Below are 14,333 nucleotides of genomic sequence, written 5' to 3'. Positions count from 1 at the left end.
TGGATTCCGTTAAACTCTCCCCTATGGTGGATAGAGAGCACAACCGCATACGGGTAATCGCGCTCCTGAGCCTCGCGCTGGCATCCCTGGTCCTTTTGGCCACCTCCTGCTCTGGGCGGGGGACGGCCCGGTCTTCCTCGCCGGAGGCGACCGGATCCTCCTTCTCCGCCGCTCATTCCTCCTCCGCCGCCTCCTCCGGTGGGGGTGGGACGCAGGCGGAGAGCCGGACCTCCGGCCTTTCGGGCATCGAGGTGGCGGGGCGGGCGGCCGAGCGCTGGCACAAGGACGCGAAGCTCTACGCCGTGGCGACCGCACGGCCGGACTTCGGCCCCGACGGGCGCGCCTCAGCCTGGCTCTACTCCTACGTCTCGCCTTCGTCCAGGGCGTACGCCAGCTTCCTGGTCAGGGCGAAGAGGGTAGAGCGTGTCCAGCAGGGCAGGCTTTCGGAGGGCAAGGTCAAGGACATCCTCAAGCACGTGCTGCCGGCCCGGAGCAGGCTCGTGGACAGCACCACGGCCGTGAAGAAGGCGAACAAGGTGCTCGCCTACCTGAAGGAGCACCCTGGTGCCAAGGCCACCGCGGGGGTGGATTCCTTCTCCACCGACGGCAAGCCGGCCTGGATCTTCACGGCCATAAAGAAGCGGGGTGCGGTGGAGCAGAAGATCCCGGCCCTCAAGAAGAGCTCCTGAGCACACCGGGAGGCGTGAGGCTGGCGCGGGGCCTGCTGCGAGCGTATCATGACCGGCGTCATGAGAGCGACCGCGGCACGCTCCGGCAGCGCGCGCAGGATGAAGGCGCTCTCGCTCGCTTATCTGTTGCTCGGCGGCGCATCCTGCGCGCTGGCCAGCAGCGGTTCCTACGAGCCGCCCTCCTCCCTCGTCCCGCTCTACCTCTCCACGGCGGTGCTCGCCGCCGGATCCGTCGCCCTGCTCCTGATGCCCGGCTGGGCCTTCACCTTGCGCACCGTCGCCTGGGGGCACGCGTTCTACGCGGTTTTCGTCTCCCTGATCGTCTTCTTCACCGGCGGGCCGGTCAGCGAGCTCTACCCGCTCTACCTACCGCTCCTGATCTCCGCCGCCGTCTGGCGCTCCCGCAGGGTGTGGATAGTCTCCACCGCCGGTGTTTCCCTGGGGTATTTGCTGGCCGCTCTGCCGGGTTTGCTCGCGGCCGATTTCGTACCGCAGTCTCCGGAGGTGATCGGTTTCAGGCTGCTCGTCTTCCTCGTGCTGGGCGCGCTCGGCCGTCTCGGGGGCGGGGCCGCCGGGGTGGCGGGCGGCGAGCTGGCGCTGGTCAGACGAACCGAGGCCGAGATCTCCGCCCGGCCCGCCGGGCGGCTCGCCATCATACTCGTCGACCCCGGACGACGGTTCGGGGAGTTCCCGGCGCTCCTGCGGCGGGTCGGAGAGAGGATCGCGCCCGCGGTCCCGCTCGGAGAGGGCGAGGTGTTCGGCCTGGCTCTCCCCGTCGCTGATGAGGAAGAAGCCGAGGAGGCGGCCCGGCGGTGCGTCGCCGCCGCCGCCTCGCTCGGGGCGAAGGAGGTCAAGGTCGGCGTCGCCCTGTATCCGGAGGACGCCACCTCCGCCCGGGCCCTGCTCGAGGCCGCCGGAGAGGCTCTGGAAGCCGCTTTCGAGGCCGGCTCTCCGGGGGCTCTGATCCTCGCCGGCAGGTTGAGGCAGGGTCGGGTGCCGGAGGGAGAAGGGCCGGTGATATAATCCTGGGTTAGTTTCGAGGTCCTCGAGCGCTGGAGGGTAGATTGGGAAGGTTGACCAGGGCCATCCGGGGCTTCTTCGGACGGTTCCTGAGCGGGGTGGAGGAACGCAACCCGGAGATACTCCTCGAGAACGCCGTACAGGACGAGTTGGACAACCTCAAAAAGCTCCAGGTGGCGGCGGCCCGCACCATGGCCTACGAGAAGATGCTCGCGGACGACGCCGCCAGCAAGCAGAAGCTTGTCACCGCCCGCGAGCGGCAGGCCCAGGAGCTGCTCTCTCGCGGGGAGCGGGAGGCCGCGCTCGAGGTGATCCGGCAGAAGCAGGAGGCTCAGGCCAGCCTCGCCGAGCTACAGGGGCGCCTCGAAGAAGCCCGCAAGAACTCTCAGGAGATGGAACAGGCGTTCCGCGAGCAGGAGAAGCGCTACAACGAGATCGTACGCGAGCGGGCCGCCCTGATGGAAGAACACCAGCGGGCCAGGGCGCTGCGCATGGCGAACGAGGCCCGGGCCAGCATCTCTCTCTCGGACTCCTCGCGCGACCTCGAGCGTGCCCGCCAGGCGATACGCCAGGCCTCCTACGAGGCACAGGCGGTCGGCGAGCTCGGGATCAGCGAGACCCAGCGCAGGATCTCCTCCGTCGAGGAGGACATAAAGCGGCTCGACGCCGAACGTGAGCTGGAGGCGATGGAGGCGCGGATGGGTCTGAGAGAGCCTCAGCAGCTCGAGCCCGGTGAGGGGGAAGGGAACGACGAGGATCGTGGGTAGGAACCGCGATCTCGCGTGGCTCGTTCCGGGCGGCGCGCTCGCGGGGGAGGGGTTGCTCTCCCTGGTCCATCCGGTGGCTGACCCCGCAGGCGTCCTCTCCCTCGCCGCCCTGCTCGTCGGGGCCGGGGTGCCGGTCGCGGCTCGGGTTCTGCTCTCGCGGGGCGAGGAAGATCGGCGCATGCGTCGGATGCTCCGGCGCAACGCCCGCTCTCTCAGGAAGGTCGCCCGCGAAGACCCCGTCGCCGCCCCGCAGGCCGGGCGTATCCTGGGGCTGCAGAAGACGCTCGTCGAGAGCTGGGAGAACCTGCCGGCCGAGCAGCGCGAGATGCTCGTCGGCGAGGTCGTCCCGGTGGTCGAGGAGTTCGGCGAGGCCACGAGGCTTTTGCGCCGCAGAGCTCTGCTCAGGCGGCACCTTGCGGCCCTCGACCCGGGAGGGCTGCAGGGGCGGGTGAGAGACCTCGAGCAGGACATCTCAGAGCTACCCCGCGGCTCCGGTCTGCGGGGTTCTTTCGAGGAGGCCCTCGCCGGGCGCAGGGAGGAGCTGGCCGTGAGGGAGGAGCTCCTGGCGGGTGTGAGCACCCTCAACGCCCGGCTCGAAGGTTTCGAGAGCCTCCTCGGGAGCCTTTGTGGAGAGCTCCTGGCTCTCGACGAGGGAGGGGTCTCCGGACACCCGGACCTCGCCCGCCTGAGGAAGCGCATCTCGTACTTCAGGCGCAGCCTGGACGAGATCGCGCGCCCGATGGACCCTGCAAACGACTCGTCGATGGAGCCGATATAAGGTGAGTGAGGAACGCGACAGGCAGAAGAGCTTTCTATCGAGGATCTTCTCCACCGGAGAGGAAGAGGAGACGATGGTCTTCTCCACCGAGGATCTCGAGTTCGACGAGCCGGGGGAAGACGAGGAACCTCGTCCCCGGAGCAGCTTCACCGTCGAGCGAGCCGCCGAGATAATAAAGAGCCTGCCGGACGACGTGCCGCGGGAGAGCGCGGTGCGCATCGTGCGCCAGACGCTCGCCGCCGCGGGCATAGACATCGAGGAGCTCGCTCGCTCGGCGGACCGCCGGGAGTCCAAGCTCAACTCCCGCATAGACCTCAGCCAGCGGCGCTCGGAGGAGCTCAAGCGGCGTACACGGGAGGTGATAAGCTCGCTGGAGGAGGAGATCCGCAAGGCGCGCGAGGCCCGGGACTTCGGTGTGAGCGAGGAGGAGAAGAAGATCTCCCAGGCGAGAGAAGGCCTCGCCGACGTGGCGCTGGTGCGGGAGTTCTTCGACCTGCCGAAGGTCGAGGAGAGGGAGACCCGGGCGTCCGGAGAGGGGGAAGGGGGCTCGGGCTGGGACCAGGACGAGACGCAGGTCATAGATCGGGGTGCCCGCCGGCGTGAGGAGCGTGGTGGCGGGGCTCCCGGGGAGGGGGAAGAGGGGGCACCGTGAGCATCCCGCACCGCCTGGGCCGTCTGGCTCGCGGGTTCGTCTACAACCTGCAGGAGGACGAGCGCTTCGGGGAGAAGCTCCGGGTGGGGCGGGAGCGCGGCGAGGCCATAAAGAACGCCTTCGAGGCGGCCCTGCGGGGGGCCGCGGAGGAGTGGAGGAGCACCGGTGAGGAGGCACGCCGACGGACCTACCGCTCCGGGCGTGCTTCGACCACGACGTTCCGTCCGCGGCGCTACCCGCCCGAGGTCGTGGCGGCCTACGAGAGGCTGGGGCTGCGGGTCGGGGCTCCGATGGAAGAAGTGAGCAGGAAGCGCCGCGAGCTGATAAAGCGTTTCCACCCGGACCGGTTTCCCGACGCGGACAAGCGCGCCCGGGCCGAGCGGCTCGCCTCCGAGATAAACGCCTCCTACGACGTGATCTCCCGCTATCTCTCCCGGCGGCGCTAGATTTGCGGAACCCCGAGACCGAGAGGACGCGGCGCATCTGGGAGAAGACCGCCCCGCACTACGACCGCGGGATCTCGCCTTTCGAGCGCCTCCTCGTCGGGGACGGGCGGCGGTGGGTGTGCTCCCGCGCGGCGGGTGACGTCCTCGAGGTCGCCGTCGGCACCGGGCGCAACTTCCCCTTTTACCCCGCGGGGGTGAGCCTGAGCGCCGTGGACATCAGCCCGGCCATGCTCGCGGTGGCGCGGGAGAGGGCAGGGTCGCTCGGGATGCGGGTGAACCTGGCCGAGGCCGACGCGCAGGCGCTGCCTTTCGAGGACGAATCCTTCGATGCCGTGGTGAGCACGCTCGCCATGTGCAGCATACCTGACGAGCGTCTCGCCCTGCGGGAGATGAAGCGGGTGCTGCGCTCTGGAGGCAGACTGCTTCTGCTGGACCACGTGCGCAGCACCTCACCGGTCGTCTTCTCTCTGCAGCGGGTGCTGGAGCCGCTCTCGGTCCGGTTCGCCGGGGACCATCTGCTCAGGCGCCCGCTGGAGCGGGTCGTCGAGCTGGGGTTCTCGGTAGAGGAGAGCCGGCGTTGCAGGAAAGGGATCGTCGAGATGCTCGCGGCCCGCAAACCAGTTTAGGGACTTACGAGCTCGCCGCGGACGATGAGCCGGTACTGGAAGGTGGGGATCGGGGTGCAGGTCTGCAGCGAGACGATCGTCCTGCCGGGCACCGGGTAGGTGACCCAGTAGTCGTCCGGGCGGACGATGACGCGGTCGTAGACCCTGAAGGTGTAGGTCTTGCCGCCGCGCTCTATGACGATCCTGTCGCCCGGCTTCATCTCGTTCAGCTTGTAGAAGACATAAGGGGTGCGCGTCCAGAGATAGCCGAGGCGGTGGCCGACGATGAACGTGTTCGACCCCTTCTGCCAGGGATAGCCCGTCCCCGAGAGGTGCATGATGCCTATCTTGTCGAGCTCCGACTGGGTGGAGCCGTCGGGGACCGGGACGTCCTTGAGGCCCAGGCGCGGGATGGAGATCTTCATCACCGTGGGCCCCGATCCGCCACCCGCCGGCCTCGTGCCCGCCCCCTCGCCCAGCAGTCTCTGGGGCTGAGCCTGGGGGTGTATCTCCGTCGAGACCGTCTCGGTGCGGGGGAAGATCGGCAGGACGGCGAACGCGGCGAGCCCGAGCGCCACGACGATCACTGAGAGTCTCAAGCTGGCGAACACCGCCGCGATTATACCCCGGCGGACCGGTAAAATATGAGACATGAGAGCCGAGATCCTGGCCACGGAGTTCGCCGGGCACCTGGCCGAGGACACCGAGACGAGCCCGCGCACCGCCGAGTTCTACGAGGCGGACGTGAGGGAGTTCGTCCGCTTTCTCGCCCTGCGCGGCATAGAAGAGATCGAAGACGTCGGTGTCGGGGAGGTGATGGCCTTCCGCAACCACCTGCTCGGGCAGCGGCGCAAGCGCTTCACCGTCTACAGAAAGGACGCCGCGGTGAGGCGCTTTCTCGACTGGGTCCGGACCGCGACCGACGCCGGGCTCGACTTCGACCCGATAGAGCCGATGCACCAGCCTCTGGACCAGCAGATAACCTTCCTCGAAGACGACGAGGCCGAGCAGCTGCTCTCCTTCCCCGTCAACCGGCTCGACGATGCCCGGGACGAGGTCATGATCCGTCTGATGCTCGAAACCGGCGTGACGGTCGGGGAGATCCGGGGGCTTCTGCGCTCGGACGTCGACCTCGCCGCCGCGCAGGTGCAGCTCGGCGGGCCGGGCTCCCACCTGGCACCGCGTGCCAGAAGGGTCTCGGAGGAGACCGTGCGGGCCCTGGAGCGTTACCTCGCGATGCGCAAGGACGAGACCCCGGAGCTCATCGTCGGGCGCGCCGGCAGGCCGGTGGCTACCTCGAAGGCGCTGCAGAACGCGCTCTGGAAGCGTTGCGACCAGGTGGGGCTGCCGCGCATCTCGCCGATGGTGCTGCGCCACACCTTCGCCATCCGCCTCCTGCGGCGGGGAGCCACCCTGAACGAGCTCAAGGAGGCGATGGGCGTGCGCGACACCACCAACATCGGGGTCTACAAGAAGTTCGTCTAGGCCCTATCACGGTACAATTTCCGCTCGCGGAAGATTCAGGAGGTTATTGGCAGGATGGCCAGCGGTAAGGACTTCAAGCGGAGCTCTGCGGAGATCATAACGGAGCTGCTCTCGGACGAGAGGATCAGGAAAGGGGTCGAGTACTTCAAGGACGAGGAGTTCCGCTCCTCGCTGCGCAAGGAGGCCGCAGAGCGCCTGAAGAAGGTGCGGGAGAACATCTCGACCAAAAAACGCACCCCCGAGCAGGCCGCCCGCGAGCGCGAGCTGACCCTGCGGCTGGCCGAGGTCGAGGCCGAGGCCGCCGAGCTGAGGCTGCGCCTCTCCGGGCTTCTGGAGGAAGAGCGGAAGCTGAGGGCCGAACTCGAGGAGCTCTAGCGGTTGGCCCCGTGTACAAAAATCGCCGGGAGATCCCCCGAAAAGGGGGAGGTGGCTAGCAACCCGATTGTTACCGGCTTGTAATTTGCATCTCGCTCGTGTAAAAATTTGGCTCCACCCGTAGACCCAACGAGCTTTTGGGGAGGCGACCTTTGGCACCCTTCGGACCCGCACCACTCCACGACCCGACCTACGAGCACGATGCCTGTGGACTTGGCTTCGTAGCGCGCGTAGACGGCCGGAGGACGCGGGAGACCGTAGAGGAGGGGCTGGAGATCCTGCGCAACCTGGAGCACCGGGGTGCGAGCGGGAGCGACCCGGAGACCGGGGACGGGGCGGGGATACTCATGCAGATCCCGGACGCCTTCTTCCGCCGGGAGTGCGAGAAGCTCGGCGTCGAACTCCCTCCGCCCGGGCGTTACGGTGTGGGGGTACTCTTCGAGGATGGGGACGCCCGGGGCGGGGAGGCGACGCTGGAGCGTATCGCCGCCGAGGAGGGCCAGAGGCTGCTCGGCTTCCGCGACGTGCCCGTCGAGCCGGGGACCATCGGGGAGCTCGCGCGCAGCGTGATGCCGCGCATCCGCCAGTTCTTCATCGAGAGCGGCACGAAGGACGAGGGGGCGTTCGAGCGCAAGCTCTACGTGATCCGGCGGCGGCTGCACCGGGCGGTCGAGGAGAGCCACAGCTGCTACGTGGCGAGCCTCTCCTCCAGGACGGTGGTCTACAAGGGGCTTCTGCGGGGCGGGCAGGTCGCCGAGTTCTACCCCGACCTGAAGGATCCGGCCGTCGCCAGCGCGATCGCGCTCGTCCATGCCCGCTTTTCGACGAACACCCTGGGTAGCTGGGAGCTCGCGCACCCCTACCGCTACGTGGCGCACAACGGCGAGATCAACACCCTGAGGGGCAACATCAACTGGATGCGCGCGCGGGAGAGCCGGCTGCGCTCGGAGCTCTTCGGTGAGGATCTCGAGAAGATCTCGCCGGTGATAAAGCCCGACCAGAGCGACTCGGCCTCCTTCGACAACGTGCTCGAGCTCCTCTACCTCGCCGGGCGCAGCCTGCCGCACGCGGTGGCGATGATGATCCCGGAGGCGTGGGAGAACGACGAGCAGATGGATCCCGACCGCCGGGCGTTCTACCGCTACCACAGCGCGCTCATGGAGCCCTGGGACGGGCCGGCGGCGGTCGCCTTCACCGACGGGCGCATCATCGGGGCCACGCTCGACCGCAACGGCCTGAGGCCAGCGCGCTACACGATCACGCGCGACGGGAGGGTCGTCATGGCCTCCGAGGACGGGGCCCTGCGGGTGCCGGCGGAGGACGTGGTCGAACGCTGGCGGCTGCAGCCGGGGCGGATGCTCGTGGTGGACACGGAGCGCAACGAGGTGCTGCACGACGAGGAGATAAAGCGCTCCCTGTACACCCGCCGGCCCTACCGCCGGTGGGTGGAGGAGGGGGAGATCCACCTCGACGAGCTCCCGGAGGCTGACTCCGACCCGCGCCCCGAGCCCGCGCCGCTCATCCGCCGGCAGCGGGCCTTCGGGTACACGACCGAGGATCTTCGGCTCATCCTCACGCCGATGGCGAAGGGAGGCAAGGAGCCCGACGGGTCGATGGGCACCGACACGCCGCTCGCGGTCCTCTCGGAGCGGCCGCGGCTCCTCTACGACTACTTCAAGCAGCATTTTGCGCAGGTCACCAACCCGCCCATAGACCCGCTGCGCGAGGAGCTCGTGATGTCGCTCAAGATGTCGCTCGGGCCGGAGCAGAACCTCTTCGACGAGACCCCCGAGCACTGCCGGAGGGTGCTGCTCGACCACCCGATCCTCACCGACACCGAGCTGGAGAAGATAAGGCACCTCGGGGGATCGGGCCCGTTCGCCGCGACGACCCTGCCGGCGCTCTTCCCGGTCGGATCAGGGGAGAAGGGGCTCGGCCGGGCGGTGGAGGGCCTGTGCGAGCGGGCCGAGCGGGCGGTGCGTGGGGGCTCGCCGGTCCTGGTGTTGAGCGACCGGGGGGTGAGCGCCGAGCAGGCGCCCATACCGATGTTGCTCGCGGTCTCCGCCGTGCACCACCACCTGGTGAGGGAGGGAATCCGCACCCGCACCACCCTCGTCGCCGAGACCGCCGAGGCACGCGAGGTGCACCACTTCGCGCTCCTCATCGGCTACGGGGCCACCGCCGTCAACCCCTACCTCGCCTTCGAGACGATAGAGAAGATGGCCCGCGAGGGATTGCTCGACGGAGCCGGTCCCGAGAAGGCACGCGAGAACTACGTGAAGGCCATCGACAAGGGGCTCCTCAAGGTCATCTCCAAGATGGGCATCTCGACCCTGCTCTCCTACTGCGGGGCCCAGATCTTCGAGGCCGTCGGGCTGCGGGAGGATCTGGTGGAGCGGTACTTCCGGGGGACGGCCTCGCGCATCGGGGGGCTCGGGATGGACGACCTCGGGCGCGAGGTGCTCGAGCGGCACCGCAGGGCGTTCGAGGACCGGGGGCAGGGTGAGGAGCTCGACGTCGGGGGCGAGTACCAGCTGCGGGTGCAGGGTGAGTACCACCAGTGGAACAACAAGAGCATCGTCCCGCTGCAACGGGCGGTACGCTCGGCGAGCTACGAGGCCTTCAAGGAGTTCACCCGCCACTACGACGAGAAGAGCGAGCGCCTCGCCACGCTGCGCAGCCTCTTCGACTTCGAGCTCGACCCGATCCCGATCGACGAGGTCGAGCCCGCGAAGGAGATCGTCCGGCGCTTCAACACCGGGGCGATGTCGCTCGGCTCGCTCTCGAAGGAGGCGCACGAGACGCTCGCGATCGCGATGAACCGCATCGGCGGGAAGTCCAACACCGGCGAGGGAGGAGAGGATCCGGAGCGCTTCCTCGACGACCGCCGCAGCGCCATAAAGCAGGTCGCGAGCGCCCGCTTCGGGGTCACCGCGGAGTACCTGGTCAACGCCGACCAGCTGCAGATCAAGATGGCCCAGGGTTCCAAGCCCGGCGAGGGCGGACAGTTGCCGGGGCACAAGGTGAGCGAGTACATCGCGCAGGTGCGTCACTCGACGCCGGGGGTCGCCCTGATCTCGCCGCCGCCCCACCACGACATCTACTCGATCGAGGATCTCGCCCAGCTCATCTACGACCTCAAGATGGTCAACCCGGAGGCGCAGGTGAGCGTCAAGCTCGTCGCCGAGGCCGGGGTCGGGACGATCGCGGCCGGGGTCGCCAAGGCGAAGGCCGACCACATCACCATCTCCGGCCACGACGGCGGGACGGGCGCCTCCCCGCTCTCCTCGATCAAGCACGCCGGGCTGCCGTGGGAGCTCGGGCTGGCCGAGACCCAGCAGGTTTTGGTGGCCAACGACCTGCGCGGACGCGTGATCCTGCAGACCGACGGGCAGCTCAAGACCGGCCGCGACGTGGTGGTCGGGGCGCTCCTCGGGGCGGAGGACTTCGCGTTCTCGACCGCCCCCCTGATCGCCGTGGGCTGCATCATGATGCGTGTTTGCCACCTGAACACCTGCCCGGTCGGGGTCGCCACCCAGGACCCCAGGCTGCGCAGGAAGTTCTCCGGCACCCCCGAGCACGTCATAAACTACTTCTTCTTCCTCGCCGAGGAGGTGAGGGAGTACATGGCGGCCCTGGGCTTCAGGACCTTCGAGGAGATGGTCGGAAGGACCGACCGGCTGAAGGTGAGGGACGGCGTAGAGCACCCCAAGGCCGGGAAGCTCGACCTCTCGGCCATACTCGCTCCCCCGCCGGAGGGGGCCGCGATCCGGCACGTCGAGGACCAGCGGCACCAGGTCGAGGAGTCGCTCGACTCCAGGCTCATCGAGCGCTGCCGTCCGGCGCTCGATGAGAAGGAGCCGGTCAGGATCTCGATGCCGATCTTCAACACCCAACGCACGGTCGGCGGGGCGCTCGCCGGTGAGGTGGCGCGTCGCTACGGTCGCGAGGGGCTGCCCGACGGGACGATAAGGATGGACTTCTCCGGGGTCGCCGGGCAGTCGTTCGGTGCCTGGATCCCGAAGGGGGTCACGCTCACCCTGGAAGGAACCACCAACGACTACGTGGGCAAGGGGCTCTCCGGCGGTCGGATCGCCGTCTATCCGCCGGAAGACGCGGCGTACGAGCCGGAGAAGAGCATCGTCGTCGGCAACGTCGCCCTCTACGGGGCGACCGGGGGCGAGGCTTACTTCCGCGGGTTCGCCGGGGAGCGCTTCGCGGTCCGCAACTCCGGGGCGCGGGCCGTCGTCGAGGGCGTCGGCGACCACGGCTGCGAGTACATGACCGGAGGGGTCGTCGTCGTGCTCGGCCCGACCGGGCGCAACTTCGCCGCCGGGATGAGCGGCGGCATCTCGTTCGTCCTCGACGAGGAGAGCCGCTTCGAGAAGCTCTGCAACACCGAGATGGTCGGGCTCGAGCCCGTCGAGTCGGAGGAGGACGTGGCGCTGCTCAGGAGCATGATAGAGAACCACCTGCGCTGGACCGGGAGCGAGACGGCGAGGCGGGTGCTCGATAGCTGGGAGGAGATCCTGCCGAAGTTCGTCAAGGTGATGCCGCACGACCTCAGGAGGGTGCTCGAGGAGCGCGGTGTGGACCGGCTGGAGGCGGCGATCTGATGGGTGATCCGAGGGGTTTCCTGAAGATAGGGCGCAAGCCGGTCCCCAAGCGGCCCGTCTCCGAGCGTGTCCGCGACTACCGGTGGGTCTACCGGCCGATGCCCGGGGACGAGCTCAGGGAGCAGGCCTCGCGCTGCATGGACTGCGGGGTTCCCTTCTGCAACGCCGGGTGCCCGGTGAACAACCTCATCCCGGACTGGAACGATCTCGCATACCGCGATCGGTGGAGGGAGGCGATAGAGAGGCTGCACCGCACGAACAACTTCCCCGAGTTCACGGGCATCCTCTGCCCCGCCCCCTGCGAGGCGGCCTGCGTGCTCTCCATCAACGACTCTCCCGTGACGATAAAGGAGATAGAGCGTTCGATCATCGAGCGGGCCTTCGAGGAGGGGTGGGTGGTCCCGGAGCCCCCGCCGCCGGAGAAGCGCACCGGCAAGCGGGTCGCCGTCGTCGGGAGCGGTCCGGCGGGGCTCGCCGCGGCGCAGCAGCTCAACCGCGCCGGGCACACGGTCGTCGTCTTCGAGAAGGACGACCGCATCGGGGGGCTTTTGCGCTACGGCATCCCGGACTTCAAGATGGAGAAATGGGTCATCGACCGCAGGCTGCGCCAGCTCGAGGAGGAGGGGATAGAGTTCCGGACGAACGCCCACGTCGGCTACGACCCGACCCTCGAAGAGGTGCGCGGCGGGTTCGACGCCGTCGTGCTCGCCGTCGGTGCCCTGCAGGGGCGGGACCTCGACGTGCCCGGACGCGAGCTCTCCGGCATCCACCTCGCGATGGAGTATCTCGTGCAGCAGAACCGCCGGGTGGCCGGTCTGCCGGTCGAGGGCGAGGAGATCACCGCGCGCGGCAAGCACGTCATCATCCTCGGCGGCGGCGACACCAGCGCCGACTGCCTGGGCAACGCCCACCGGGAGGGCTGCGCCTCGGTCAGGGTCCTCACCCACGGTCCGAGGCCGCCGGAGTCCCCCGACCCGATGGAGTGGCCCGACTGGCCGTTCGTGCTGCACACCTACCCGGCGCACGAGGAGGGCGGCGAGCGCCGCTGGAACGTCGCGGTCACCGGTTTCTCCGGCTCGAACGGCAGGGTCGAGCGGATGCACTGCATCCGCACCGAGCGCACCCCGGAGGGGCGGACGGTCCCCGTGGCAGGCTCGGAGTTCGAGATGCGCGCAGATCTCGTGCTGCTCGCGATCGGCTTTGCGGGCCCGGTGCGTGACAGGCTGCTCGAGGGACTCGACCTCGGGTACGCGCCGAACGGCGCGATAGCCTCGCGCGACGGGTTCGCGACGAAAGAGCCCGGCGTCTTCGTCGCCGGGGACGCCCGGCGCGGCGCCTCGCTCATCGTCTGGGCGATCGCCGAGGGCCGCAAGGCGGCCCGTCAGGCCGACGAGTACCTGATGGGGGAGAGCCTGCTGCCCGGCTGACCCTCCGGGGATCCGAACCCACGCCGTGCCCCATCCGGATGGGGCGCGGCGTTTTGCCTTCGGGACAAGCGTCGCCACGCTCCCGGCGGACGTTTCTGGCCGCTCGTCTGAAGACACCACCCCCTTCACCGCATTAGATTGACGGACGTCGCTAGGGTTCCGCCGCCGGAGAACTCCGGCGGGTCAGCGACCGAGAGCGGCAGGCGGTCGGGGAGAAATCCCGGCCGTCCCACGGCGGGACAAAAGCCCGGGAGGCTTCCGAAGCTTCCCGGGCTTCTCGCTTTTGGCGCGGGGCGAGACGAAAGGAGAGTAAGCTGTGGCAGGCGATCATCATCGGCGACCGGGGCCGCCCGACCCGGAGGTTCTGAGGAGGCTGCGTGGACACGAGGCCCGGGAGCGTGAGGCGATCCTGGGCAGCGCCCGCTGGGACGCAGAGGTCGAGCGGGCGTTGGAGATTGGGCTTCCGGCGGCGGACTCCGTCGAAGACCGAACCATCTCCACGTTCGCGCGGACGGAACTGCCGCACTTCGCCGGCATAAACACGTTCATGAGCTTCCCTTACCTGGAAGACGTGCGGCGGGTCGGCGAGTACGACGTGGCCGTCCTCGGTGCGCCCTTCGACATGGGGACGACCTACCGTTCCGGAACGAGGTTCGGGCCGCAGGCCATCCGGAGGATATCCGGTCTCTACTCGACCTACAACTACGAGCTCGGCGTGGACCTCAGGGAGTCGCTGAGGGTCGCCGACCTCGGTGACGTGTTCGTCATCCCGGCCAACATCGAGAAGACCTTCGACCAGATCTCCCGCGCCGTGAGCCACGTGGTCGCGAGCGGTGCCTTCCCGGTGATCCTGGGCGGGGACCATTCGATCGGCTATCCGTGCGTGCGCGGCGTCGCGGAGCACGTCGAGGGGAACGTCGGGATCATCCACCTGGACCGGCACGTGGACATCCAGGAGAAGGACATGGACGAGCGGATGCACACCACACCCTGGTTCCACGCCACCAACATCCCGAATGCTCCGCCGAAGAACCTGGTGCAGTGCGGTATCGGGGGCTGGCAGGTGCCCCGCGCGGGCGTGCAGGTCGCCCGCGAGCGGAAGACGACGATCATGACCATCGGGGACGTGGAGGCGATGGGGATCGAGAAGGCGGCCGAGATGGCACTGGAGGTGGCCTGGGACGGGGCGGAGGCCGTCTACCTCTCCTTCGACATCGACTCGGTGGACGGTGGGCTGGTACCGGGGACGGGCTGGCCGGAGCCGGGCGGCTACCTGCCACGCGAGGCGCTGAAGTTTCTGCACCTCGTGGCGAAGGAGGGTTTGTGCGGGATGGAGGTCGTCGAGGTCGCGCCGCCCTACGACACGAGCGACACGACGGCGCTGCTCGCCGCCAGAGCGATCGCGGACGTGCTGGCGACGCTGGTCAGGGAGGGGCACCTCGGCACTTACCCGTCGATCTGAGAGGGGGATGA

At 68.6% G+C, this 14,333-nt stretch carries 13 protein-coding genes and 1 riboswitch; of the genes, 12 read left to right on the top strand and 1 reads right to left on the bottom strand.

Annotated elements, in window-relative coordinates; translation table 11 throughout:
* Positions 1 to 23: 23 nt before the first annotated feature.
* The 7 genes from AC6EKW_RS11065 to AC6EKW_RS11035 are packed head-to-tail and all read left to right on the top strand — an operon-like array spanning position 24 to position 4,978.
* Positions 24 to 689 (top strand): hypothetical protein, encoded by a 666-nt coding sequence (locus AC6EKW_RS11065; protein ID WP_273886672.1) that lies wholly within the window; start codon positions 24 to 26, stop codon positions 687 to 689.
* Between the two features lie 48 nt (positions 690 to 737).
* Positions 738 to 1,712, top strand: coding sequence for a hypothetical protein (locus tag AC6EKW_RS11060; protein WP_273886673.1), 975 nt, complete (start codon positions 738 to 740; stop codon positions 1,710 to 1,712).
* A 50-nt stretch (positions 1,713 to 1,762) separates the two neighbouring features.
* Positions 1,763 to 2,476 carry a PspA/IM30 family protein gene (locus tag AC6EKW_RS11055; protein WP_273886674.1) on the top strand — a complete coding sequence of 238 codons (714 nt, stop codon included), beginning with the start codon at positions 1,763 to 1,765 and terminating at the stop codon, positions 2,474 to 2,476.
* Positions 2,469 to 3,254, top strand: coding sequence for a hypothetical protein (locus AC6EKW_RS11050; protein WP_273886675.1), 786 nt, complete (start codon positions 2,469 to 2,471; stop codon positions 3,252 to 3,254). The genes AC6EKW_RS11055 and AC6EKW_RS11050 overlap by 8 nt, the downstream gene beginning before the upstream one ends.
* 1 nt (position 3,255) lies before the next feature.
* Positions 3,256 to 3,906 carry a hypothetical protein gene (locus AC6EKW_RS11045; RefSeq protein ID WP_498514408.1) on the top strand — a complete coding sequence of 217 codons (651 nt, stop codon included), beginning with the start codon at positions 3,256 to 3,258 and terminating at the stop codon, positions 3,904 to 3,906.
* Positions 3,903 to 4,352 (top strand): J domain-containing protein, encoded by a 450-nt coding sequence (locus AC6EKW_RS11040; protein ID WP_273886677.1) that lies wholly within the window; start codon positions 3,903 to 3,905, stop codon positions 4,350 to 4,352. Before AC6EKW_RS11045 ends, AC6EKW_RS11040 begins: the two co-directional genes overlap by 4 nt.
* Positions 4,353 to 4,354: 2 nt before the next feature.
* The gene (locus AC6EKW_RS11035; protein ID WP_498514407.1) at positions 4,355 to 4,978 is read left to right on the top strand and encodes a class I SAM-dependent methyltransferase; all 624 of its coding nucleotides are present in this window, start codon (positions 4,355 to 4,357) and stop codon (positions 4,976 to 4,978) included.
* On the opposite strand, the gene AC6EKW_RS11030 is transcribed toward AC6EKW_RS11035, so the two are convergent.
* The gene (locus AC6EKW_RS11030) at positions 4,975 to 5,556 is read right to left on the bottom strand and encodes a class E sortase (RefSeq protein WP_273886679.1); all 582 of its coding nucleotides are present in this window, start codon (positions 5,554 to 5,556) and stop codon (positions 4,975 to 4,977) included. The two genes, AC6EKW_RS11035 and AC6EKW_RS11030, sit on opposite strands and share 4 nt — an antisense overlap.
* Positions 5,557 to 5,608: 52 nt before the next feature.
* Here AC6EKW_RS11030 and AC6EKW_RS11025 point away from each other — a divergent pair, with 52 nt between their 5' ends.
* From AC6EKW_RS11025 to AC6EKW_RS11005, 5 genes are all read left to right on the top strand, one after another.
* Complete coding sequence (locus AC6EKW_RS11025) at positions 5,609 to 6,442, top strand: tyrosine-type recombinase/integrase (protein WP_273886680.1); 834 nt, start codon at positions 5,609 to 5,611, stop codon at positions 6,440 to 6,442.
* A 54-nt stretch (positions 6,443 to 6,496) separates the two neighbouring features.
* Positions 6,497 to 6,817, top strand: coding sequence for a hypothetical protein (locus tag AC6EKW_RS11020; RefSeq protein WP_273886681.1), 321 nt, complete (start codon positions 6,497 to 6,499; stop codon positions 6,815 to 6,817).
* A gap of 152 nt (positions 6,818 to 6,969) precedes the next feature.
* Entirely contained in the window at positions 6,970 to 11,433 is a 4,464-nt protein-coding gene (gene gltB, locus AC6EKW_RS11015) for a glutamate synthase large subunit (RefSeq protein ID WP_273886682.1), read from the top strand.
* Positions 11,433 to 12,860, top strand: a complete 1,428-nt coding sequence (locus AC6EKW_RS11010) for a glutamate synthase subunit beta (protein WP_273886683.1) — start codon at positions 11,433 to 11,435, stop codon at positions 12,858 to 12,860. Before gltB ends, AC6EKW_RS11010 begins: the two co-directional genes overlap by 1 nt.
* 140 nt (positions 12,861 to 13,000) lie before the next feature.
* A riboswitch (guanidine-I (ykkC/yxkD leader) is annotated at positions 13,001 to 13,116 on the top strand.
* Positions 13,117 to 13,176: 60 nt separating this feature from the next.
* Complete coding sequence (locus tag AC6EKW_RS11005) at positions 13,177 to 14,322, top strand: agmatinase family protein (RefSeq protein ID WP_498514406.1); 1,146 nt, start codon at positions 13,177 to 13,179, stop codon at positions 14,320 to 14,322.
* Positions 14,323 to 14,333: the final 11 nt, after the last annotated feature.

The organism is Rubrobacter sp. M3-4, assembly GCF_059772285.1.
The sequence above is the reverse complement of the archived record's forward strand: the minus strand, read 5'-3'. Positions and strand labels throughout refer to the sequence as shown.

Coding starts and splice junctions, on each gene's coding strand:
- AC6EKW_RS11065 (WP_273886672.1), top strand. CDS start 24: ATGGTGGATAGAGAGCACAACCGCATACGGGTAATCGCGCTCCTGAGC.
- AC6EKW_RS11020 (WP_273886681.1), top strand. CDS start 6,497: ATGGCCAGCGGTAAGGACTTCAAGCGGAGCTCTGCGGAGATCATAACG.
- AC6EKW_RS11025 (WP_273886680.1), top strand. CDS start 5,609: ATGAGAGCCGAGATCCTGGCCACGGAGTTCGCCGGGCACCTGGCCGAG.
- AC6EKW_RS11060 (WP_273886673.1), top strand. CDS start 738: ATGACCGGCGTCATGAGAGCGACCGCGGCACGCTCCGGCAGCGCGCGC.
- AC6EKW_RS11010 (WP_273886683.1), top strand. CDS start 11,433: ATGGGTGATCCGAGGGGTTTCCTGAAGATAGGGCGCAAGCCGGTCCCC.